Raw genomic sequence first — 20,701 nt, 5'->3', positions numbered from 1 at the left:
GGGTCACGAACCCATCAAAAATCATATGAAAAAACTCCTCCTTCTCCTTTTATTGCCAACGTTGCTGTTCGCACAGTCGAAGCCTCGGCGGGTATGGTTCGATACTGATATTATGATTGGTTTGCCCGAACGGGCTCCCCGCGAAGTCGACGATGGGGTAACCTTAATTATGGCGCTTCGTCAGGCCGACAAGATTGAACTGGCGGGCATAAGCACGGTTACCTACGCCGATTACGGCTACGATGTGACGCAGAAAATTCTGGGATGGTACAACAAGACGGGCAAAACCATTCCGGTGTATAAAGGCTCGGATAGTGGAAGCGATACGGGGGTTGAAACAGAGGCATCGCGGGCTATGGCGGCCGCACTTCGTAAGGAGAAAATGCCTATTCTCGCCCTGGGGCCTGTCACTAACGTAGCCACTGTAGTGAAGAACCATCCTGAATTGGCGGCACAAATTGAGGAAGTGATCGTTTGTGCGGGGCGTACGCAGAGCTTTCCTTTTCGGCCGGGTCTGGAAAAAGCGACCGTTGGTGACTACAATTTCGAGCGCGATACGCTGGCTTTTAAGGTGCTGTTCGACGCGGGAATTAAGGTTGTGCTGTCGGGGTTTGAATGCAGTGCCTACTTGTTACTGGGCAAAACCGACGTTGACTTTCTGGGAAAATCGACCTTCGAGGGTGATCAATGGTTATGGGCTCAACTTAGTCCCTGGCAGGAACGGGCAAAGTCGCTGTTTGGCGTTGAGGGGTTTATTCCTTATGATGTGACTCCGCTTGGATACCTGACTCATCCTGAGTATTTTAAATACTACCGGGATATTCCGGTGCGGATCAATATCAAACCCAACGACTCCACGATTGGGTCGTCGGTGAGTCGTCGGGAAAAGCCGTTTCTGGAGGTGTCTTATGAGTACAAAGACACGAAATGGCGGGCCTTATATGCCTATAAAACCCTGCCCGGCTTTGAAGAAATTGTTATCGAGTCGCTGAAGAAGTAGGCGGGAGTTTGTTTTGAGGGGCGCTGTTGAGCTTTTCGATGGCCAGCAACTGCTTCATGGTTTTTTCCATGCCGTCGGTTGAGCCGTCGAGGAAGATGACGTTGCCATTGCCATTTTCGGCGAAGTGTTTCACGGCCTCGGTCCAGATCGAGAAAAGGATGAGCGAGGCGTCGAGTTCGGCTTCGTTCATCACTTTAGCCGATTCGGCCATACCCTTGGCCACTTCTTCCCGGAACAGGGCCACACCCTGACCACGGAGTTGTGCCGCCGTTTTCTCGGCCTCGGCAGAAATCTTGATGGCGTTACCTTCTGCTTCGGCGGCTTTGGTTTTGGTAATCAGCAAGGCCTGCCCTTCGTTTTCGGCGGCAGCTTTCAGGTTCGACGAGGCCACTACCTGCGCCATTGATCGCATAATAACCTCATCGAAGGCGATGTCGTTGAGTTGTAGATCGGTGAGGTGATAACCCCAGCTTTCAAGCAGCGTATCGATTTGCGATTTAACGTGTTCGATAATTTCGGAGCGTAACCCCAGAATCTCAGACTGTCGTTTGGTGGCCACAAAGCTACGAATCGACCCTTCGATGGTACGGATAAGCGCCTGCATGAACGACGCTTCATCGATGAATTTGAACGCTACATTTTTGATCGTTTCTTCGTCCTGATTCAGTACCGAATACACCAGCATCGCCTTGAAATTGACGTTGGCCTGATCGGCGGTAATGGCCTGGAATGCAAGCTCAACCGACCGATTCTGGATCGAGATTTTGCGGTAAATCATCTCGATAAACGGAATCTTGAAATTCAGTCCCGGTGTAAGTACCCGGCTGTATTTCCCGAAGATAGTAACGACAGCCACGGTGCCCTGTTGCACAATGACGATGGAGAGGAAAGCGACAAGCGCAATCAACAGAAGGAAGAACGGAGTCAGGAACATGGTAGGCAGCTGATTGGTCTAGGTAGTGAAAGGCCTAAACTAGCCATTTCGACCTGACAATCAACACAAAACCTGGATAAATGGACCTGCCACCGTAAGAACGTTCGCCACTACTGACGAACGTTCTTAGAAAACCCAATCGGGGCCATAGGGTTACCCAATGGCTTCGACCGGCATCTCTACATCGACTACCGTAGCCCCTTCTCCACGCTGACGGGCATAAACGACAGCCGCCAGTAGCAACCCCAGAAAAGCCATACCTGCGCCAACCCACTGAGGCGATGCATAGCCTAAGCCAGCGGCAATGGGTAGTCCGCCAAAAAAGGCGCCCAGTGCATTACCGATGTTGAATCCGGCCTGCGTCACCGACGAAGCCAGCATTTCGGAGCCGTTGGCCGCCCGGATCATCAGAATCTGGATAGGTGCGCCCAGCGAGAACGAAATAGCTCCCGTCACAAAGGTCATGGCCAGCAGCGGTATTTTAAACGGCGACACGTAATAGACGACAATGAGGCTCACAACCATCAGGCCCAGAAACAGCATGGTGGCTTTAATCGGCGACACCCGGTCGGCGACCATTCCCGACAGCAGGTTACCCACGGCCATGCCCATGCCCGCCAGCACCAGAATCCAGGTAAGCTGGCTGGGCTCGAAATGAGCTACCTCCGTCAGTAGTGGGGCAATGTAGCTGAACCACGCAAAGAGGCCGCCCGTACCAATAGCCGTGACGCCCAGAATGAGCCAGGGTTCGGCATGGGTAAATAATTTCAGGTCTTTCCGCAGGTTCGACTCACCAACAACCGGCATCTCGGGCAGCAGTTTGTAAATACCCAGCAACGTGATCAGGCCCACCACGCCAATCAGCACAAACGTGATACGCCAGCTTAGTTCATGACCGACATATGTACCCAGCGGCACCCCGATAATGTTGGCCACGGTCAGCCCGGCAAACATCATCGAAATGGCCCGCGCTTCTTTGCCGGGACCCGCCAGTCGGCTCGCCACCACAGCCCCCACGCCAAAGAAAGCGCCATGCGGCAGACCCGACAGCAGGCGGGTCACCATCATGATTTCGTAAGTAGGCGCAAAAGCGGAGAGAATGTTAAACACCGTAAACAGGGCCATCAAGCCCAGCAGAATTTTTTTCGGCGGATAGTTGCCCGCAATCGCCACCAGTAACGGCGCGCCCAGCACCACGCCCAGCGCGTAGGCCGAAATCAGGTGGCCAGCTACAGGAATAGAAATGTGGAGTGTTCGGGCCAGGTCGGGTAGAATGCCCATCATCACAAACTCGGTCATTCCAATTCCGAAACCACCCATGGTCAGTGGTAGCAAATTCTTATTCATAACAAATAGGCTGCCTCAGTGCAGTACAATTCAATTTAGCTGGATAAGCCTAAAACAAGGCTTCTTTCCAGGAAAAATGCAAATTGATGAAATTTGTTTCACTGCCTGTGAAAGGTCTAATTCATTACTGGCTGAATGCAACAAATTAGCTTCATAAGCGCTGTCATCTTGTTTTTAACGTGCTGGGGCTCATCAAGGCCGCTCTAAATGCGTATTTTCGACAGAACTGACCGACCACTACGAATGAAACACCTTATACGCCTGTTAACTGCACTGCTTCTTACAAACATTGCTCACGCCCAAAGTGAGTTAACGTTGAATACACGTACCTATCGCCAGCAAAACGAACGTCGGCTACTCACCGAATTTATGGGCCTGCTAGCCTTGCCAAACATCGTATATGATACCGCGGGTATTCAGAAAACAGCCGATTATGTGGCCGTTATGCTGAAGAGGCGAGGCATAGAACCACAGAGGCTCGAGGGGAAAACAAAAGGAGTTCCACCCGCTATTTACGGCGAAGTGATGGTACCGGGTGCCACAAAAACCGTTGTGTTTTATGCACATTACGACGGCCAACCCGTAAATCCCAATCAGTGGGCCAACGGGCTGAAGCCTTTCGAGCCGGTGCTTTACAGCGCCTCACTCGATGCTGGTGGCCAGGCTATTACGATGCCGAAAGCGGGCGAGCCTATCAATCCCGATTGGCGGATTTATGGCCGTAGCACGTCTGACGACAAAGCGGGCGTGTTTGCCATTCTGGCGGCCTACGAAGCCATGTTGACGATGAACGTTAAGCCAACGGCCAACCTGAAATTCTTTTTTGAAGGAGAGGAAGAAGCAGGATCTGTGCACCTGGGCGAAATTCTGGAGCGCCACAAAGACAAGTTAAAAAGCGATCTCTGGATTATCTGCGACGGCCCGGTACATCAGACGGGACGTAAACAGGTGCTGTTCGGCGTGCGAGGGGATATTAACCTGGAATTGAAAGTGTTCGCCTCTAAACGCCCACTGCACAGCGGTCACTATGGCAACTGGGCTCCCAACCCCGCCATGATGCTGGCCCGACTTCTGACCTCGATGAAAGATGACGACGGCAACGTGCTGATAAAGGGCTTTTATGATGATGTAACGCCCCTGACCGATCTGGAGAAACAGGCACTGGCCAAAATTCCTCCGGTAGACGAACAACTGAAGAAAGAGTTGGGCTTTACCGTAGCTGAAGGCGGCGGCAAACCACTAGCCGAACTGCTGATGCGACCATCGCTCAACATAAATGGGTTTGCCAGTGCTAACGTAGGAAAGCTGGCCGCCAACGTCATTCCTACCTCAGCTACGGCAGCGCTTGACCTGCGTCTTGTGCTGGGTAACGATGCTCAGCGACAGGTACAAAAGGTAATCGATCACGTGGTGGCGCAGGGTTATTATGTAACGCAACAGGAAAGTATCACGGATGAAGAACGAGCTAAATACCCGCGCATTGCCCGTATTGTGGCCAAATCAGGCTACAATGCACAACGTACCCGCATGGATTTGCCCATTGCCAAAACGGTAGTGAAAGCGGTGCAATCGACTGTTAGCGGCGATATTGTGTTGCAGCCAAGTCTGGGTGGAAGCTTGCCGCTCTACCTGTTTGACCAGATATTGAAAACACCAACGATTACTGTTCCTATTGCCAACCACGACAACAATCAGCACGCCGAAAACGAAAACCTGCGCCTCCAGAATCTGTGGGACGGCCTGGAAACCTACGTTGCCCTGATGCAGCTGTAACGCGGACTAGGCGTCCCCGACTAAAGTCCGCGTTACTTGAACCGTGCCAGCAACTCATCGCGGTACGTAGGGCTGAGCGGAACGGGTCGTTTGTCGGCCATCAGAATTTGGTGTCGCTCGATCTTGTCGATCTGATCGAGGTTGACGATGAACGATTTGTGGATGCGCATGAACCGGTCGGCGGGTAGCTGGGTCAGGGCTTCGGCGATGGTCATGCGGGTAACCACTTTCTTGTCGAACTCGTAGAAGGTCAGGTAATTCCCGTCTGATTCGACAAAGAGCAGATCATCCAGGTCGATTCGGACATAATCGTATCCATCCTTCACAAACAACGTTGGCGAGGTTGCTTTTGCCGCTTCGGTCGGCTGGCCGCTTGCCTGACGGATATCGGCGGCGTGGCGGTCGTTGGCCCGGTTGGCGCCCTGCAAAAACCGGCCAAAGTCGATGGGTTTCACCAGATAATCGACCGCGTTTAGCTCGAACCCTTTCACGGCATGTTCGGCGTAGGCAGTGGTGAAGATGAACAACGTACCAGGCGGGAGTAGCCGGGCCACGTCGAGACCCGTAATATCGGGCATGTTGATATCCGAAAAGACCAGATCGACTGGGTTTGTTCTCAGGTACGTTAGCGCTTCGACCGCGTTGACAAACGTAGCTTTGAGGTCTAAAAAGGGCACCTTGTTAGCGTGGAATTTAATGACATCCAGCGCAATGGGTTCGTCGTCGATGGCAATGCAGGTGAGCATAGAAAAATTGGCCTACTAGGTCAGGTTGATGGTCAGGCTGAGCGTATTTAATTGGTCGTGTTCGAGGCTTTTCAGGGTGTACAGGCCCGGATACAGTGTGGTCAGCCGCTGGTCTACGTTGTTCAACTCATGATCGACGTTAACGGTTGGGTTGGCCGGGTACGTTAGCTGGTAATGTAGAACCTGTTTTTGCACCGACAACCGGCTGTGGATAGGTACGTTTTTGCCTGCCTGCCGATGTTGTAACGCATAATCGACAAGGGGTGTAAGCAGGAGGGGGGCCATCTGAATGGGCTGCTCGTCCCAGTCGAAATCATGCGTCAGGGCGTAGGGGTCGGGCATTAATTGACGGTGAAACTGTACGTATTCATCCAGAAAACGTAGTTCAAGGTCAATATCGACACGTTCAGTCTGGGTTTTCTCCAGTTGGTAGCGCATCAGCCGTGAGAGTTGCTGTACACCATCGGGGGTACGTTGCCCGCCTTCGGTGAGGGCTGTTCCGAAAATGTTATTGAGCGAGTTGAACAGAAAGTGGGGGTTGATCTGCGCCTTTAAGGCTGCCAGCTCAGCCTGTGTAGTTTGTTCGGTAAGCTGTTGCCGCGCTTTTCGACTGTCGCGGAAATAACTCCAGAAGGTGTAGAGTATGTTGCTGATCATGAATGTGTTGGCTAATCCGTAGCTGGCCCGATGCTCGTCGTGAAGCCAGAATGTCAGCAGATCGGCTACAACATCTTTCGAGGCCCAAAGCAGTATGGCGTATAGAACTAGTTTCTGCCAGGTAACTTTCTTGAGCCGGTTAAACAAATACCGGTAATGCAGCGCTGCTACGCTCCAGAACAGGCCAAGCCAGGCGAGGGTAACGAATGGATGCCATACCAGTCTCCCAACTATGAAACCTACAAACGCACCGGCTCGAAAGCTACCCCCTTCATCCAGTTTTCTAAAACCTGCAGTTGGATCCAGGTAGCTATTGATCAGCCATTCGCCGTTTAACAGCCACAGTCCGACTACCGATAGCACCAGAATAATCCAGACGTTGTAAGCCAGCCAGATGCGTTGAACGGGTCGGGGAATTCGGTTGACGAGTGATTTTATCCAGATCAGCATAATCTCAGATGCAGGTCTACCCGGTAGCGGTCGGGTTTTTCGGTGATGGTCAGTTTGTGGCGATCGGGATAGGCTAGCCGCAATCGTTTACGTACGTTGCGCAGGCCCATGCCGGTACCGGCTTCCAGATCAGTGCGGGGAAGAATGCTATTTTCGGTCGAAAAAGAGAGGACACCCTCGGTTACGTGCAGCCGAACAGTGACGAAACAAGGGTGCTGAATGCTAATGCCGTATTTGAAGGCGTTCTCGATCAGTGGATTAAGCAGCAAGGGTACAATGGGCGCAGGCTTACCATCCCAGGCCACGTCGGTACTAATCTGAATGGAGTCACGCTGGGGAAGCCTGAGTTGTTGTAGCCGTAGGTAATCGCGAATGAAGCCAATTTCCTGCCCAGTTTCGGTGATCTCTTTCCGCGACTCTTCCAGCACGTACTGCATAATACCCGTTAGCTGTTCCAGACTTTGCGCCGTGCGGGGTAGTTGCTCATCAATGGCGGCTCGTTGCAAATGCTGGAGCGCGTGAAAAATAAATGGCGGGTTCACCTGTGCAGTTAGGGCCGCCAATTCGGCAAGGCGGGCATTCTGAACCAGCTCGCGTTGCTCTTTTTGTCGAACGAAAACATGCATAATCAGGCATTGGATGAGCCAGAAGCCAAACGCCAGGGTAGGTAGTGCCGAGTCGATATTCACTTTCGCGGTAAGCGGGCCGCTGTGGGTTATGCCGCTGATGACTACGGCTTGCCAGACAAGCCAAATGAGTCCGAAAAAGACCACGAAGGCCAGCTTACCCATTGTGCTCATGTCGAATAGGGTGTTGCGGGCCACATGCCAGTAGATGTAGTAGCCGATGCTACATAGAAGCAATAGCACAGGCACAAGCAATGTCCAGACCAGATACCAGAACGAACCGATTGGACCAATCCTCAACAACTCGTGACCTTCGTTCCAGCCATCTTTGGTTCCCTTTACAATGTCCTGAACCACGGCAGAGTCGTTGGTGCGCATGATCACTTTTTCGGCCGATTGCGCATATGTGGTAAGCCAGTCGGTCAACGGTGCGGCTAGCAGCGACGTACCCAGCCAGAGTACGCCCAACGCACCCAGCCACAGCGGCCAGTGGGCTTTCCAGCTTATCCAAAACCGACTGGTCAGGTACGTTGCGTTCATGGCGGGCTGACTAGTGTTAGGCGTTGGTATCATTCGGCAGTTTCCGGCGTGGTGGGGTTATTCTCCTTTTTAGTCCGTAGTTGGGTGTACAGCATGAAAATCCCTACGAAAAACATGCCGATACGTAGCCACTGTGGAAACGTCAGTTCGTTGATCGCCTCAAGGTCAGACAGGGGAAACCGGTGCTTTACCCAGAGGTAGCCGCGCCCCAGGCCAGTGGTAATCAGATCGAGGCCCCGGAAGACCCAGACAGCCGCGGCACCGATCAGTAGGAAGCGGAAACGGTGGTCGGTTTTTTTGGGTGACGTATTCATTTACGTAAGAGTCTAGGCGGGTTCAGGAAGCTAAGGTACTAACACGTTTCGCGTGAAGCGGGCCATCTGAACGGCGTCGCTAGCCAGCGTCTGTTTGACCGTGTCGGCCTGCCAGGTTTCGCGCATGCGTTGCCGAATGGTGGTCACAGCCGAAACTGACCCCAGGAAAATCAAGACCCAAATGAAATTCCAGGCAACGGTTTTCAATGTCGATGAGCGGTTCATAAGCGTGGTCGTTAAGTGGCGCAGTCATTGGTCTGACTGGCTGACGAATCAAACCTACGGCGCTACCGATTGGCCCCAAAATGGATGGGCCAAGACCCGCCAACTTTGGGAAGAACGGGCTGAACTTTGGGATGAACAGGAAAAGGTAAACCCAATTTATTCCGGTAAATACACGCTGAACGTAGCTCCCTGGCCGGGCTGACTATGGGCGGTGATGGCTCCGCCGTGGTTGGTTGCTACCCGTTCGCAGATGGCTAGCCCAATGCCAGTTCCCGCAAATTCACTGCGGCCATGTAGTCGCTGAAATACCTGAAAAATACGATCGCGGTACTGATTATCGAACCCGATACCGTTGTCGGTTACCGATATACACAAGTAAGCCGGTGCTTGTCGGGCGGGTTTCACCGAGGCCGGCAGGTCAGTCGACAGCAGGTGCCGGCAACTGATCTGGATGACAGGCGCAGTACCGGCTCTCCGGAATTTGAGGGCGTTGCTGAGCAGGTTCTGAAATAACTGACCCAATTGTACTTCATCGCCTTTAATAATGGGTAACGAATCAATGCTGATACTAGCTCCGGTTTCGGCGATAGTCAACTCCAGATCGTTCAGTACGTTATGCATAACCTGCTCGAGCGAAACCGGGTTAATCACTTCCTGGCGGGTAGAAATGCGCGAAAAGGCCAGTAAGTCTTTAATCAGTACCGACATACGGCTGGCGGCGGCCTGCATTCGTTGCAGGTAATCAACGCCTTCTCCCAACTGATCGCGATACTGATTCTGCAGTATATCGCCGAACGACTGAATCTTGCGGAGCGGTTCCTGCAAATCGTGGCTGGCTATGTAAGCAAATTGCTGTAGGTTCTCGTTTGATCGGCTCAGATCCTGAATCGTATCCTGAAGTTGCTGGGTACGTTGCCGAACCTGCTGATCGAGTTCATTGGAGAGTACGCGCAAACTGGCTTCACTGTCGGCTAGTTGTTGCTGCGCTTTTATCTGTTCCGTAACATCAATGGCGATGTCGAGAATGGCGTAAACATTGTTCTGATCGTCGCGCAGGGGGGTGTAGGTGATGTTATAAAAGTTGTGGGTCATTACGCCATGCTGCACAATATCGACCTGAGTGCCGAAGCTCTGAAACATGACGCCCGACGTGTACACATCATCCAGAATTTGCAGAAATGCCTGACTTTCCAGCTCCGGCATCACCTCCCGAAGGGGTCTGCCAACCACGTCGGGGCCTTTCCCGACGATATCGATAAAAGCCTGATTGGGCATCTCCACAAGCAGATCTCGCCCCACAAACAGACCAATGGCGGCGGGGGCCGTTTCGATAACAGAACGGAGTTTGGTTTCGCTTTCGGCCAGCGACTGTTCGGCTTTTTTGCGCTCGGTAATGTTAGCGCTAATGGTAGCCAGCCCAATAATGTCATCCGAATGTGTGCCTTTCAGAGCTACTGCGTTCCACTGTAACCAGAAAATTTCGTCGGTTTTGGCATTTAGAAAGCGCATTTCGTGCGAAAAGTGGCCTTCTAGTAGTAAGTCGGTTAGCAGTTTCTCGGCCAATAGTCTGTCATCTGGATGAATACAATCCAGAATTCGCTTTCCCTCAAACGAATCCCAACCCAGCATAGTTAACCCCGCCGGATTAACATACTCCACCGACGCATCGATAGCGGCCAGTCCCACAAATTCATGACTGGCGTCGATCAGGGAACTGAGTTTCTGTCTGTCTTCTTCGGCAATGATCTGATCGTGTACATCCACCACCGTACCTACCATGCCTTCGTACGTACCAGTTGTGCTAAAACGGGGTGCCGCCTTATCGAGCGACCATCGGAAGTTGCCATCTTTTCCGCGTAGCCGGTACAGTACGCTAAAAGATTGTTGTAATTGATTGGCCTTCAAAAAAAGTCGGCTCGTCTCGGGCTTGTCATCAGGGTGTGTAGCGTCGAGCCAGCCAAAGCCTTCAGCCTCTTCGCTGGTTTGGCCCGTATAGGCATACCATTGTTTATTCAGATAAGTGCAATTGCCATCGGGTTCGGTGATCCAGAGAATGGCTGGCACAGTATCAGTGAGGTGCCGATACCGGTTTTCGCTGGCTTCAAACTGCTGGCGAAGCTGCATATCCTGCGTCATATCCTGGGCAATGCCTGTCAGTCGATATGGTTTGCCTAAGTCTGTAAAATACGTCTTCCCTATAAACCGTACCCAGTGCGATAAGCCATCCTTACTTCCTACTGTTCGATAGGTGACGTCATAGTTGCCGCCCAACTCAGGCTGTAGTGCGTGCCTGACTGCTTCGTTTAGTCGATCTACATCCTCAGGATGAACGTAGTTTAATAGCTCTACATATGGTATTTGTAGAATCGATTCAGGCACCCCAAAAAGCATTCGACACCGATCATCCCAGGTAACAAGGTTAGTAACAGGGTTGATTGCCCAAACGCCGATCCGAGCTGCCTCAATGGCCCCATCTACATCTAAAGGCTCGGTAAATGCCAGGTTTTTTTTCTCGTTTCGGTATTCATCTGCCATAATGTGTGCCGTCGTGCTGCTAACGAGTAAATAGAGAAAGGCTAAAAATGTTTCATGGCTAACCAACTAGTTGGTATGTGCCTTATTGCTGATAAGCCTTAATTCACGCTTCTTACCCCTTACTAATTATTCTATTCGTATTTTTGTACTTTCCTAAGAAGCGGCCTGAACACGGAATAAACAAGGTCGTTTTTGATTTATGGAAAAATAGATCATTGTAATCAACCAACCGACGTCGTTTAATCGATATGCAAACGTCAACATACGTCCCCTACAAAGTTAAGGACATCGCCCTCGCTGAGTGGGGCCGGAAAGAAATTCGCCTGGCCGAAGCCGAAATGCCCGGCCTGATGGGCCTGCGTGAAGAGTTTGGTCCAAGCCAGCCGCTGAAAGGTGCCCGCATTGCCGGTTGCCTCCACATGACGATCCAGACGGCCGTTCTCATCGAGACCCTGGTGGCTCTTGGTGCCGATGTAACCTGGTCATCGTGTAACATCTTCTCAACGCAGGATCACGCCGCCGCTGCCATTGCTGCGGCCGGTATTCCTGTGTACGCCTGGAAGGGTATGAACGAAGAAGAGTTCAACTGGTGCATCGAGCAAACGTTGTTCTTCGGCGAAGACCGTCAGCCCCTCAACATGATCCTTGATGACGGCGGTGACCTGACGAACATGGTGTTCGACGTATATCCTGAGCTGATCGCGGGCATCAAAGGCCTGTCTGAAGAGACTACGACCGGTGTCCACCGCCTCTATGAGCGCATGAAGAACGGTACGCTGCACCTACCTGCTATCAACGTAAACGACTCGGTAACGAAGTCGAAGTTCGATAACAAGTACGGTTGCCGTGAGTCGCTGGTCGATGCTATCCGTCGGGCAACTGACCTGATGCTGGCTGGTAAAGTGGCTGTTGTAGCTGGCTACGGCGACGTAGGTAAAGGTTCGGCTGAGTCGCTGCGTGGTGCTGGTTGCCGCGTGCTGGTGACTGAAATTGACCCGATCTGCGCGCTTCAGGCGGCTATGGACGGTTATGAAGTGATTCCAATGGATGAGGCTGTAACCCGCGCCAACATCTTCGTAACGGCTACCGGTAACATCGGTATCATCAAAGATCGTCACTTCAAAGCCATGCGCGACAAGTCGATCGTTTGTAACATCGGCCACTTCGACAATGAAATCGATATGGCGTGGCTGAACGAGAATTATGGCAACACCAAGAGCCAGATCAAGCCACAGGTTGATATGTATGAGATCGATGGCAAAGAAATCATCGTATTGGCCGAAGGTCGTCTGGTGAACCTGGGCTGTGCCATGGGTCACCCATCGTTCGTGATGTCGTGCTCGTTTGCCAACCAGACACTGGCGCAACTCGAACTGTGGGAAAACCCCGACAAATACGAAAACAAAGTATACGTGCTGCCTAAGAAACTCGACGAGAAAGTTGCTGCCATGCACCTTGCTCACGTAGGTGCCCGTCTGGAGCCACTGGGCCAGGATCAGGCCGACTACATCGGCGTACAAGTATCAGGCCCCTTCAAATCGGAGCTGTACCGGTATTAGAATTGAGAATTAAGAATTAAGAATTAAGAATGGCTCTGCCGAAGTACCACATGGTGCCTTAGCAGAGCCATTCTTAATTCTTAATTCTTAATTGATTCCGGTATTTCCCCGGCGATGTACCTAGTTTGGTCTGGAAAAGGCGGTTTAACGTGCTGATGTTGTCGAAACCGGCTTGCACGGCGATCTGACTGATGGGTAAATCGGTTGAGGTGAGCAACTGGCAGACGTGCGTCAGGCGAACCTTGTTCAGGTAATCGATGAACGTTAGGCCCATGTGCTGTTTAAACCACCGGCAAAACGCGTTTGGCGAAAAATGGCAGGTCTGCGCGATCTCCTGTAGCGAAATAGACCGCTGATAATGCGTATTGATGTAGTCAATGGCCGTTCGGATACGGGTCGACGCATCGGCCAATGTAGCCTGACGTTCATAGTCCTGCTGCAAAATAGGAACTCGTTCGGGTACGTTGCTTAACAGATCAAGCACTTCGATCAGCCTGACCAACGCCAACGTACCTGTGGCCTGCACGGCCTCCCGAATTCTTTCGATTACGATATCGTCGGGCTCGGCGAAGGCAATACCCCGTTTGGCTTCCTCGAAAAAGGCTTGTAGCGGTTTGCACTCCGCAAATGACTCGAAAATTCCCTTCGGAAACTGAATGCAAAACGCCTCGACCAACGGCGTAGCTTCCTCGTCGTAGCTGACGAACGTATGCGGCAGGCTATCGCCGATCAGGAAGAGATCGCCCTCGGCATAGAGCGAAATGTCGTCGCCGATAAACCGCACACCTTTCCCTTTCGCGAAATACACCAATTCCAATTCAGGATGATAGTGCCAGTGCGACTCAAACGCAGGCTGATACAGCCGAAACGCCTTAAACGAGGCATGGGGTAGGTTGGAAATGTCGCGTTCGAGTGATGGTTTCATAGAGAGTGAAAGAGCGAGTGCTTGCTGGTTCTGAGGGCGTATTGCTTCTTCTGGGTACGTTGCTTGTGCGTTCTGGTAAATTGCTTTCGCGCTGTCGAAGGGCCACGCGTCAGCCCACTACAGCGCGAAAGCAATTTACCTAGAAGAAGCAACACACTCACCCCCAACATACCCCAATTCTGCCAACATATTACCAATCCTTCCCTTAAACGTAACTAATATTGGTAATATCTGAATAATTACGGCATAAATATGTAAAACGGGGGACTGAGCATTTTGGGCAATTTTGTGGCGTTGTCAGGTACGTTGTCTGGCAGCATAATCCCTGTCAAATCTGTAGATCCATGAACCTACTCGACACGCCCTACGCACTCAGTCCCGAACAGATCGATTTCTATCAGAAAAACCGGTTCATCAAGCTCAAAAACGTATTCGACGCCGATACCCTGGCTCAGTACAATGACGTCATCAGCGAGCAGGTGGCGAAGATGAATACTGTGACCACCGCCCTAAATGAGCGGGATACCTACGGAAAAGCGTTTCTGCAACTGTTCAATCTCTGGCGCGAAAACGACGACGTAAAAGCATTCGTATTCAGCAAGCGCCTCGCCAAAATCGCTGCCGATCTGATGCAGGTAGACGGCGTCAGGATGTACCACGACCAAGCGCTCTTCAAGGAAGGTGGCGGTGGCATCACGCCCTGGCACGCCGACCAATATTACTGGCCACTCAGCAGCGACAAAACCGTTACCGCCTGGATTCCCCTTCAGCCCGTTCCGCTCGAAATGGGGCCACTCGAATTCAGCGCGGGTAGCCATCAGATCGTGGAAGGCCGGGAGCTGAGTATCGGCGACGACAGTGAAAAGCTTATCGCGGCCAAGCTGCGCGTCACCGACTTTGCGCACGTCATCGAGCCGTTCGATCTGGGCGAAGTTAGCTTCCATTCGGGTTGGGTGTTCCACCGCGCCGGGGCCAACGTAACCGACCAGATGCGGAAGGTGATGACCGTGATCTACATGGATAAGGCCATGAAACTGCAACAGCCCATCAACAAAAATCAGGAAAACGACTGGCATACCTGGTGCCCCGGTGCCGAGATAGGCGAGGAGATCAATACCGAATTGAATCCGGTGCTGTCTTGATTGCCCGGTATCGAGTAATTTTAAAGTCCTTAAAACTTCGTCATGACTACACGCCGCCTGCTGTTAGCCGCTTCACTGTTACTCATTACCAGTTACACGCTGATCGCCCAGCGGGTCGAACCTGCCTTTTGGTGGGTAGGCATGAAAGACACCCGCCTGCAATTGCTGATTCACGAGAAAGGCATCGCTGAGGCGCAACCAAAATTGACCTATGCCGGGGTGAAAGTGGCGAAGGTGACAAAGGTGAAAAGCCCGAATTACCTGTTCATCGACATGGTAGTTAGCCCCGGTACAAAGCCAGGTACGTTCCCGATTCAGTTTCTGAAAAACGGTCAGTCCGTGTTCACGTATCAGTATGAGCTAAAAGCGCGTGAAGCAAATTCCGCCCAACGGCAGGGCTACACACCAGCCGACGTCATGTACCTGATCACCCCCGACCGATTCGCTAACGGGAACCCGGCCAACGACAACGTACCCGACATGCCAGATCCTGCCAGTCGGACGGGTCGTGACACCCGCCATGGTGGTGATATTCAGGGTATTGTCGATCACCTGGATTACGTCAACGACATGGGCTTTACTGCTTTGTGGATTAATCCGCTGATTGAAAACAAGATGCAGGAGGCGTCGTATCACGGTTACGCCAGCACTGACTTCTATAAGATCGATCCGCGCTTTGGTACCAATGACGATTACCGGAACCTGTCGAAAGTGGCGAAGCAAAAGGGCATTAAGCTGGTGATCGATATGATCATGAACCACTGCGGTTCGGGCCACTGGTGGATGAGCGACCTGCCCACCGACGACTGGCTCAATTACCAGGAAAAACCCAAAATAACGAACCACTCCCGCGAAACGAACCAGGACCCGCACGCTTCGGAATACGACAAAAAACTGTTTGCCGATGGCTGGTTCGTATCCGCTATGCCCGACATGAATCAGCGTAATCCGTTGCTGGCTCAATACCTCATCCAGAATACGATTTGGTGGATCGAATACGCTGATTTACACGGTATTCGTATGGATACGTACCCGTACCCTGACAAGGCGTTTATGGCCGAATGGTCGCGCCGGGTGATGCAGGAATACCCGAATTTTTCGATGGTGGGTGAGGAGTGGTCCATGAACCCGGCGATTATCGCGTTCTGGCAGAAGGGAAAGCAAAACCGTAATGGCTACGTGTCGTACATGCCCAATATGTTCGATTTCCCGCAGCAAAACGCGTTGGTTTCGGCCTTGAACGAAGATGATAAAATCTACAATCAGGGCCTGATGAAGCTGTACCAGACACTGGCGCTGGACTTCCTCTACGAAAACCCCACGAATCTGGTCGTTTTCCCCGACAACCACGACATGAGCCGGTTCTACACCCAGATCAACGAAAAGTTCGACCGTTGGAAAATGGGTATGGTTCAACTCCTGACGACAAGGGGTATTCCACAGTTTTTCTACGGTACCGAAGTGCTGATGACTAACCCGAAAAGCGACCAGCACGACGAAATCAGGGGCGAAATGCCCGGTGGCTGGTCTGACCACAAAGCCAACGCGTTCACCGGACAAGGCCTGACCGATCAGCAACGGGAAGCCCAGCAATTTATGAAGCAGTTGTTACAGTGGCGTCAGCGCACGCCCGTTGTACAAACCGGCAAACTGACTCATTTCGCGGCCAGTAACGGCATCTACGTGTATTTCCGGCACAACGCATCGCAAAAGATCATGGTGGTAATGAACAAAAACAGCGAGGTCAAAACGCTGGATGTGGCCAACTATGCCGAGCTATTGACCGGCCACAAAACAGTCAGAAACATACAGACCAACCAAACGCAACCGTTGGGCCAAACCCTATCCGTTCCCGCCATGAGCGCGGTGATTTGGGAGGTTAAATAAGGGGTTTACAGTCTGCTGTTTTCTGTTGCGCTACTACGTTACCATTTGTACTGAGAGGCAGCGCAACAGAAAACAGTAAACTACTTATTTGACCACAAACACGCCGTCTTCTACAGACCAATACGTCACCGTGCTACCGGTTAGGGCTGTCCAGTTAACCAGATTGAACGTACCTGACCCTGTTGATGTACCCTGAACAGCATTGACGCGAAGCGGAGCTTTCCAGCTAAGCGATTTCCCGGCAATACATTGGTCAGGACTGCTGGTACTGGTAGGGGTAACGAAATAGGCAACACTTGAGCCAAACACCTGTGCTACACCGGTTGGCTCAATAGCAACCGCCGTTTTCTCGCTGACGCCAATGCCGCGACCGGTGATATTCCAGTCGGTACGCATCCGGGCCAAAAAAGCGACCAGACGTCCCTGACGGTTGCGTTGGGCGAAGTGGGTATCGGTGATCGTATTAGTTAAGAAAGGGGCATCGATAAAGTCGTTTTTACCCAACATCAGGTTAGCGTGGTAGGGATCAGACAGGGCTTGGTCGCTGGTCAGGCTTTCTTTGAATGCTGGGTAATAAATTGCGCCAAGAATAGCACAACCTGCGCTGGTGCCGCCCACGGGTACTTTCTTGGTGTTGATGAGGTAATTGATCGCGTCTTCTACCTTCGAATCTTTCCAGAAGCTGACGTATTTCCCCTGATCGCCACCGGCAATGAAGAGCGCTTCGGCGTTTCTGATTTTCTGTACAACGGCGTCATCATTCACCCACTCCGCCGAATTGAGCATGATCGTTTCTACGGAGTTTACCGGCACGCCCAGCGTTGTGTACAGGTACGTGTTGTAACCATCGGCCCCACTGGCGCGCAGAATGACGACATCGCCCCCGCCCGATTTTCGGAGAAACCAGCGCATAGCTTCGTCTACATCGGTGCTACCACCTGCCAGTAAAATGCCTGAGCTGGTTGTTGTGGTTACGTCAGTTGCATCGCCCGTGAGCCAGGTAGTGGGGCCAGTTGCCGTACCCGATGTTGGGGCTGGGGTTTTCTGACCGCAGGCAATGTGTAGCACCAGTACTAGAAAAAGACAGGGAAACCATTGTAACATAGAGCGATTCATAACAGCAAACATGAGTTGATCAGGTACAATTTTGTGTTGCAATATGTCTTAAAGCTTCAGAAATCGAACAGCCTTAACGGTTGGTTGACCTGGAAGCTGGATCAGATATATGCCCGCAGACAAAGAACTGACATCGATAGTTAACTGATCAGTTGTTAGTTCATACGTGCCTGCCAAATTGCCTTGCGCCGTTAGTAGTTGAATTTGTTGCCCAAGAAAGCCGGTCGGTAACTGAACAGTTAATGCCGAGCTCGTTGGGCTCGGATAAACACGGGGAGAAATCAGTGGCGCCAGTTCGGTGCTAAGTAACGGCGTCACCACGATAGTAAGCTGGCTCGTCGCTCGACATCCATCAGGTGAAACAGCTGTGAGAGTATATAAACCAGCCTGAATGGGCTGCACAGCCGATAACGACAGTAGATTGCCGGTGGCCGATAGGGCATTGGGGCCAGTCCACTGGTAAGACTCACCACCTGTAGCGCTGAATGATAAGGTTTCGCCCTGTAGCACTGGGCTATTGCTGCTTACGCTCACAACGGGCTGCGCCAACACGTGTATTTCCTCTGTAGATAAAGTTGTAACTGAAAACGTATCTGTTGAGCTGATTTTTAGTTTATAGTTACCATTGGGCGTTGTTGTGGGCACAGTAAACTGCGGGTTACTACCGGCCTGCGTGCCCATGGTAATTGTTGACGAAGCACCAAGTAGCTCAGCGCGGTAAGGCATATTATCAGGCAGACCAACCGTTGTTAACGATACAGAAAGGGGGCTTCCTGCACAGAGTGTCGTTGCGAGGGGTGTTGCTTTTGAAATGAGCGCGTTACAGCCTAGACAAGTGATGCGGCGACCATAGAATACACTATCAGAAACTGGCGCTTCCGGCTCACGATCACCGAAAAAAGCAGTCAGCTGTCCTGTAGTTTCATGACGGCTGACCAAAAATTCAGCACTGCCAACTTGGGACATCTGAATTCCTGTAACACCAAAGGCAGGTCCTGTGGGTAACAGGTATTGCACAGATGCTTGGCCACCATAACTCCGTGTAGTATTGTGCTCATAGGTTATGTAGACGCCTTTATTGTTCGGATCAGCGTATATGTTGAATGCGTTTGGGGCCAGATGCATTCGTAACGTTGGGATTTGCAACGAAGGTCGGGAAGGGAATCCTACCTTAGGAATATACTGGACATAACCACCCGTTTTAAGGTCGTTGGTATAGAATCCAACATAAAAACCTGTTTCGGTCTCAAGGGCACATACTGGCTCCTGATAGGCTAATAATTCATCAGAAAGCTTCAACCCGTTTCCCGGAAACCGGGTACGTCCATCCAGCCCTACCTGTTGAAAGAAGACGCCCCTTAGTCGTGGATCTGGTTCATCGACCTGAATAAATGTGCTCAGCCAATTACCAGTAACAAGCATATTCATCGGTTTCCAGTTACCCGTCACCGGATTGGCCAAGACTGTTTTGGTACCCAATGAATCAAACATGACCAATAGTAGGCTATCAGCAGTTGCCCGTAGGTAGGCGAAACCGCCGTTGATCGGTAAAGCGTCTAATTGATGCTTGTCGGGTAGTTGATACCGCGTCGTGTAATCAAAGTCAAGTGGTCGGGGAAACGGCTGTGTCCACAGTGTTTTCCCCTGTTTTAGCCTTGATACAGTATAATAATCTATCGCGTATACATCCTTGTTATCACCCGGATACAGGTAATCTGCACCATATTCACGAGAAACCGACGACTGAATTTTACCCTCTTTGCTTAGATGAATAACAGATGGTCGGATGTCGTACACATAGCCACCCGTGTATGTGTATATATAAATGCCTCCTTCTTTATCGGGAGCTGCCCGGCTTACAAACTCATCTTTAGACAAAATAGAAACGCCCGGCGCAGGCCAGCGCAATTTCCCTTCGTTGTCGATATACTGAATAGTAATTGAATCCCTGGAAGTGCTTGTTCCGAACGTCCAGACGCCTCCCTGTGGAGAGGAATAGATATGACCGCGGTCGTATTTCACTGGAAAAGGCGTTGGCTGATTTGGATTGGGAAGCCATTGCGCCTGGCTGGTAACAGCAATTAGTAACAGAAGTGCAATGTTGTAAAAAAATGGGTAACTATTTTTCATATCTAAGGCTTATGTAAGTCTTCAAATTTGGTATATAAATAAACAACAACGTCATACATATATAAAAAAAGCCAGGTACAGCAACGTACCTGGCTTTTACTAAAAACTATATTGATTAGTCGCGGCTACGGCCGTTTAGGATGCTTACGTAATACAGCAGTGTAGCCATTGAACTAAGCGCCGCTACTACGTAGGTCATGGCAGCCCATTTGAGCCCGTCTTTCGCTACGCCGTATTCGCGCTGTGAAACTATACCCCGACTTTCTATCCAGGCTAATGCCCTCTTGCTGGCGTCGAACTCAACGGGCAACGTGATGAAGGTAAACAGGGTTGTAACTGCGAATAAAGCAACGCCGATTTGTAGGGGCAGCAATGTGCTGTTGATCATCAGGATACCGGCCAGTAGAATCCACTGCATGTACTGCGAGGAAACGCTAACAAATGGCACAATGGCCGACCGGAACTGCAACGGACCATAAGCCACTTTATGCTGAACAGCATGCCCACATTCGTGGGCAGCGACTGCCGCCGCCATTACGCTCCGGCCATGATACACGTCGGGCGAGAGGTTTACGGTTTTGTCCTGCGGGTTGTAATGGTCGGTAAGCTGCCCTTCAACAGAGAGTACCCGTACGTCGGTGACGCCGTTTTCGTATAGCATTTTCTGCGCTACTTCGGCACCGGTAAGGCCGCTGCTGAGCGCAATCTGCGAATATTCAGTGAATTTGCTCTTGAGGCGCCACTGTACAAACAGGCCCACAAGAAACAGGACGATCATTAAGATGTATGCACCTG

At 51.5% G+C, this 20,701-nt stretch carries 17 protein-coding genes; 5 read left to right on the top strand and 12 right to left on the bottom strand.

What is annotated here, in order from left to right; all coding sequences use genetic code 11:
- The first annotated feature begins 25 nt into the window (after positions 1–25).
- The gene (locus ACAW87_RS21620) at positions 26–1,000 is read left to right on the top strand and encodes a nucleoside hydrolase (RefSeq protein WP_370725733.1); all 975 of its coding nucleotides are present in this window, start codon (positions 26–28) and stop codon (positions 998–1,000) included.
- Here the strand turns inward: ACAW87_RS21620 and ACAW87_RS21615 are convergent.
- Both ACAW87_RS21615 and ACAW87_RS21610 read right to left on the bottom strand, forming a co-directional pair.
- Positions 978–1,934 carry an SPFH domain-containing protein gene (locus ACAW87_RS21615; protein WP_370725732.1) on the bottom strand — a complete coding sequence of 319 codons (957 nt, stop codon included), beginning with the start codon at positions 1,932–1,934 and terminating at the stop codon, positions 978–980. The two genes, ACAW87_RS21620 and ACAW87_RS21615, sit on opposite strands and share 23 nt — an antisense overlap.
- Positions 1,935–2,087: 153 nt before the next feature.
- The gene (locus tag ACAW87_RS21610) at positions 2,088–3,281 is read right to left on the bottom strand and encodes an MFS transporter (RefSeq protein ID WP_370725731.1); all 1,194 of its coding nucleotides are present in this window, start codon (positions 3,279–3,281) and stop codon (positions 2,088–2,090) included.
- Positions 3,282–3,524: 243 nt separating this feature from the next.
- Here ACAW87_RS21610 and ACAW87_RS21605 point away from each other — a divergent pair, with 243 nt between their 5' ends.
- Positions 3,525–5,054, top strand: coding sequence for a M20/M25/M40 family metallo-hydrolase (locus ACAW87_RS21605; RefSeq protein ID WP_370725730.1), 1,530 nt, complete (start codon positions 3,525–3,527; stop codon positions 5,052–5,054).
- 32 nt (positions 5,055–5,086) lie between these two features.
- Here ACAW87_RS21605 and ACAW87_RS21600 read toward each other — a convergent pair whose 3' ends face one another.
- The 6 genes from ACAW87_RS21600 to ACAW87_RS21575 all read right to left on the bottom strand — a co-directional run bounded on the left by ACAW87_RS21600 (position 5,087) and on the right by ACAW87_RS21575 (position 11,147).
- On the bottom strand, positions 5,087–5,800 hold the full coding sequence (locus ACAW87_RS21600; protein WP_370725729.1) for a LytR/AlgR family response regulator transcription factor: 714 nt from the start codon (positions 5,798–5,800) through the stop codon (positions 5,087–5,089).
- A gap of 15 nt (positions 5,801–5,815) precedes the next feature.
- Complete coding sequence (locus ACAW87_RS21595) at positions 5,816–6,907, bottom strand: sensor histidine kinase (protein ID WP_370725728.1); 1,092 nt, start codon at positions 6,905–6,907, stop codon at positions 5,816–5,818.
- Complete coding sequence (locus ACAW87_RS21590) at positions 6,901–8,106, bottom strand: sensor histidine kinase (protein WP_370725727.1); 1,206 nt, start codon at positions 8,104–8,106, stop codon at positions 6,901–6,903. The genes ACAW87_RS21595 and ACAW87_RS21590 overlap by 7 nt, the downstream gene beginning before the upstream one ends.
- Positions 8,103–8,387, bottom strand: a complete 285-nt coding sequence (locus ACAW87_RS21585) for a hypothetical protein (protein WP_370725726.1) — start codon at positions 8,385–8,387, stop codon at positions 8,103–8,105. Before ACAW87_RS21585 ends, ACAW87_RS21590 begins: the two co-directional genes overlap by 4 nt.
- A gap of 30 nt (positions 8,388–8,417) precedes the next feature.
- Positions 8,418–8,612, bottom strand: coding sequence for a hypothetical protein (locus tag ACAW87_RS21580; protein WP_370725725.1), 195 nt, complete (start codon positions 8,610–8,612; stop codon positions 8,418–8,420).
- A gap of 156 nt (positions 8,613–8,768) precedes the next feature.
- Positions 8,769–11,147 (bottom strand): PAS domain S-box protein, encoded by a 2,379-nt coding sequence (locus ACAW87_RS21575; RefSeq protein ID WP_370725724.1) that lies wholly within the window; start codon positions 11,145–11,147, stop codon positions 8,769–8,771.
- A 248-nt stretch (positions 11,148–11,395) separates the two neighbouring features.
- Here ACAW87_RS21575 and ahcY point away from each other — a divergent pair, with 248 nt between their 5' ends.
- Positions 11,396–12,706: an adenosylhomocysteinase gene (gene ahcY, locus ACAW87_RS21570; protein ID WP_370725723.1), complete on the top strand. Its 1,311-nt coding sequence runs from the start codon at positions 11,396–11,398 to the stop codon at positions 12,704–12,706.
- Positions 12,707–12,779: 73 nt separating this feature from the next.
- Here the strand turns inward: ahcY and ACAW87_RS21565 are convergent, their stop codons facing one another.
- The gene (locus ACAW87_RS21565; protein ID WP_370725722.1) at positions 12,780–13,631 is read right to left on the bottom strand and encodes a helix-turn-helix domain-containing protein; all 852 of its coding nucleotides are present in this window, start codon (positions 13,629–13,631) and stop codon (positions 12,780–12,782) included.
- A 344-nt stretch (positions 13,632–13,975) separates the two neighbouring features.
- Between ACAW87_RS21565 and ACAW87_RS21560 the strand changes: the two genes are divergently transcribed.
- Positions 13,976–14,773 (top strand): phytanoyl-CoA dioxygenase family protein, encoded by a 798-nt coding sequence (locus ACAW87_RS21560; protein ID WP_370725721.1) that lies wholly within the window; start codon positions 13,976–13,978, stop codon positions 14,771–14,773.
- A gap of 42 nt (positions 14,774–14,815) precedes the next feature.
- Entirely contained in the window at positions 14,816–16,660 is a 1,845-nt protein-coding gene (locus tag ACAW87_RS21555; protein WP_370725720.1) for a glycoside hydrolase family 13 protein, read from the top strand.
- 84 nt (positions 16,661–16,744) lie between these two features.
- On the opposite strand, the gene ACAW87_RS21550 is transcribed toward ACAW87_RS21555, so the two are convergent.
- The 3 genes from ACAW87_RS21550 to ACAW87_RS21540 all read right to left on the bottom strand — a co-directional run bounded on the left by ACAW87_RS21550 (position 16,745) and on the right by ACAW87_RS21540 (position 20,684).
- Positions 16,745–17,776, bottom strand: a complete 1,032-nt coding sequence (locus ACAW87_RS21550; protein ID WP_370725719.1) for a cyanophycinase — start codon at positions 17,774–17,776, stop codon at positions 16,745–16,747.
- Between the two features lie 48 nt (positions 17,777–17,824).
- Entirely contained in the window at positions 17,825–19,906 is a 2,082-nt protein-coding gene (locus tag ACAW87_RS21545) for a T9SS type A sorting domain-containing protein (RefSeq protein ID WP_370725718.1), read from the bottom strand.
- A gap of 115 nt (positions 19,907–20,021) precedes the next feature.
- Positions 20,022–20,684: a zinc metallopeptidase gene (locus ACAW87_RS21540; RefSeq protein ID WP_370725717.1), complete on the bottom strand. Its 663-nt coding sequence runs from the start codon at positions 20,682–20,684 to the stop codon at positions 20,022–20,024.
- Between the last annotated feature and the right edge of the window lie 17 nt (positions 20,685–20,701).

Origin of the sequence: Fibrella aquatica (assembly GCF_041321135.1) — a bacterium.
Taxonomy (GTDB): Bacteria; Bacteroidota; Bacteroidia; order Cytophagales; family Spirosomataceae; genus Fibrella; species Fibrella aquatica.
The sequence above is the reverse complement of the archived record's forward strand: the minus strand, read 5'-3'. Positions and strand labels throughout refer to the sequence as shown.

Bases quoted from the DNA above. Each gene is read 5' to 3' on its own strand.
- ACAW87_RS21600 (WP_370725729.1), bottom strand. From the start codon at position 5,800: ATGCTCACCTGCATTGCCATCGACGACGAACCCATTGCGCTGGATGTC.
- ahcY (WP_370725723.1), top strand. From the start codon at position 11,396: ATGCAAACGTCAACATACGTCCCCTACAAAGTTAAGGACATCGCCCTC.
- ACAW87_RS21595 (WP_370725728.1), bottom strand. From the start codon at position 6,907: ATGCTGATCTGGATAAAATCACTCGTCAACCGAATTCCCCGACCCGTT.
- ACAW87_RS21565 (WP_370725722.1), bottom strand. From the start codon at position 13,631: ATGAAACCATCACTCGAACGCGACATTTCCAACCTACCCCATGCCTCG.
- ACAW87_RS21610 (WP_370725731.1), bottom strand. From the start codon at position 3,281: ATGAATAAGAATTTGCTACCACTGACCATGGGTGGTTTCGGAATTGGA.
- ACAW87_RS21550 (WP_370725719.1), bottom strand. From the start codon at position 17,776: ATGAATCGCTCTATGTTACAATGGTTTCCCTGTCTTTTTCTAGTACTG.
- ACAW87_RS21590 (WP_370725727.1), bottom strand. From the start codon at position 8,106: ATGATACCAACGCCTAACACTAGTCAGCCCGCCATGAACGCAACGTAC.
- ACAW87_RS21620 (WP_370725733.1), top strand. From the start codon at position 26: ATGAAAAAACTCCTCCTTCTCCTTTTATTGCCAACGTTGCTGTTCGCA.
- ACAW87_RS21540 (WP_370725717.1), bottom strand. From the start codon at position 20,684: ATGATCGTCCTGTTTCTTGTGGGCCTGTTTGTACAGTGGCGCCTCAAG.
- ACAW87_RS21555 (WP_370725720.1), top strand. From the start codon at position 14,816: ATGACTACACGCCGCCTGCTGTTAGCCGCTTCACTGTTACTCATTACC.
- ACAW87_RS21545 (WP_370725718.1), bottom strand. From the start codon at position 19,906: ATGAAAAATAGTTACCCATTTTTTTACAACATTGCACTTCTGTTACTA.
- ACAW87_RS21580 (WP_370725725.1), bottom strand. From the start codon at position 8,612: ATGAACCGCTCATCGACATTGAAAACCGTTGCCTGGAATTTCATTTGG.
- ACAW87_RS21560 (WP_370725721.1), top strand. From the start codon at position 13,976: ATGAACCTACTCGACACGCCCTACGCACTCAGTCCCGAACAGATCGAT.
- ACAW87_RS21585 (WP_370725726.1), bottom strand. From the start codon at position 8,387: ATGAATACGTCACCCAAAAAAACCGACCACCGTTTCCGCTTCCTACTG.
- ACAW87_RS21605 (WP_370725730.1), top strand. From the start codon at position 3,525: ATGAAACACCTTATACGCCTGTTAACTGCACTGCTTCTTACAAACATT.
- ACAW87_RS21615 (WP_370725732.1), bottom strand. From the start codon at position 1,934: ATGTTCCTGACTCCGTTCTTCCTTCTGTTGATTGCGCTTGTCGCTTTC.
- ACAW87_RS21575 (WP_370725724.1), bottom strand. From the start codon at position 11,147: ATGGCAGATGAATACCGAAACGAGAAAAAAAACCTGGCATTTACCGAG.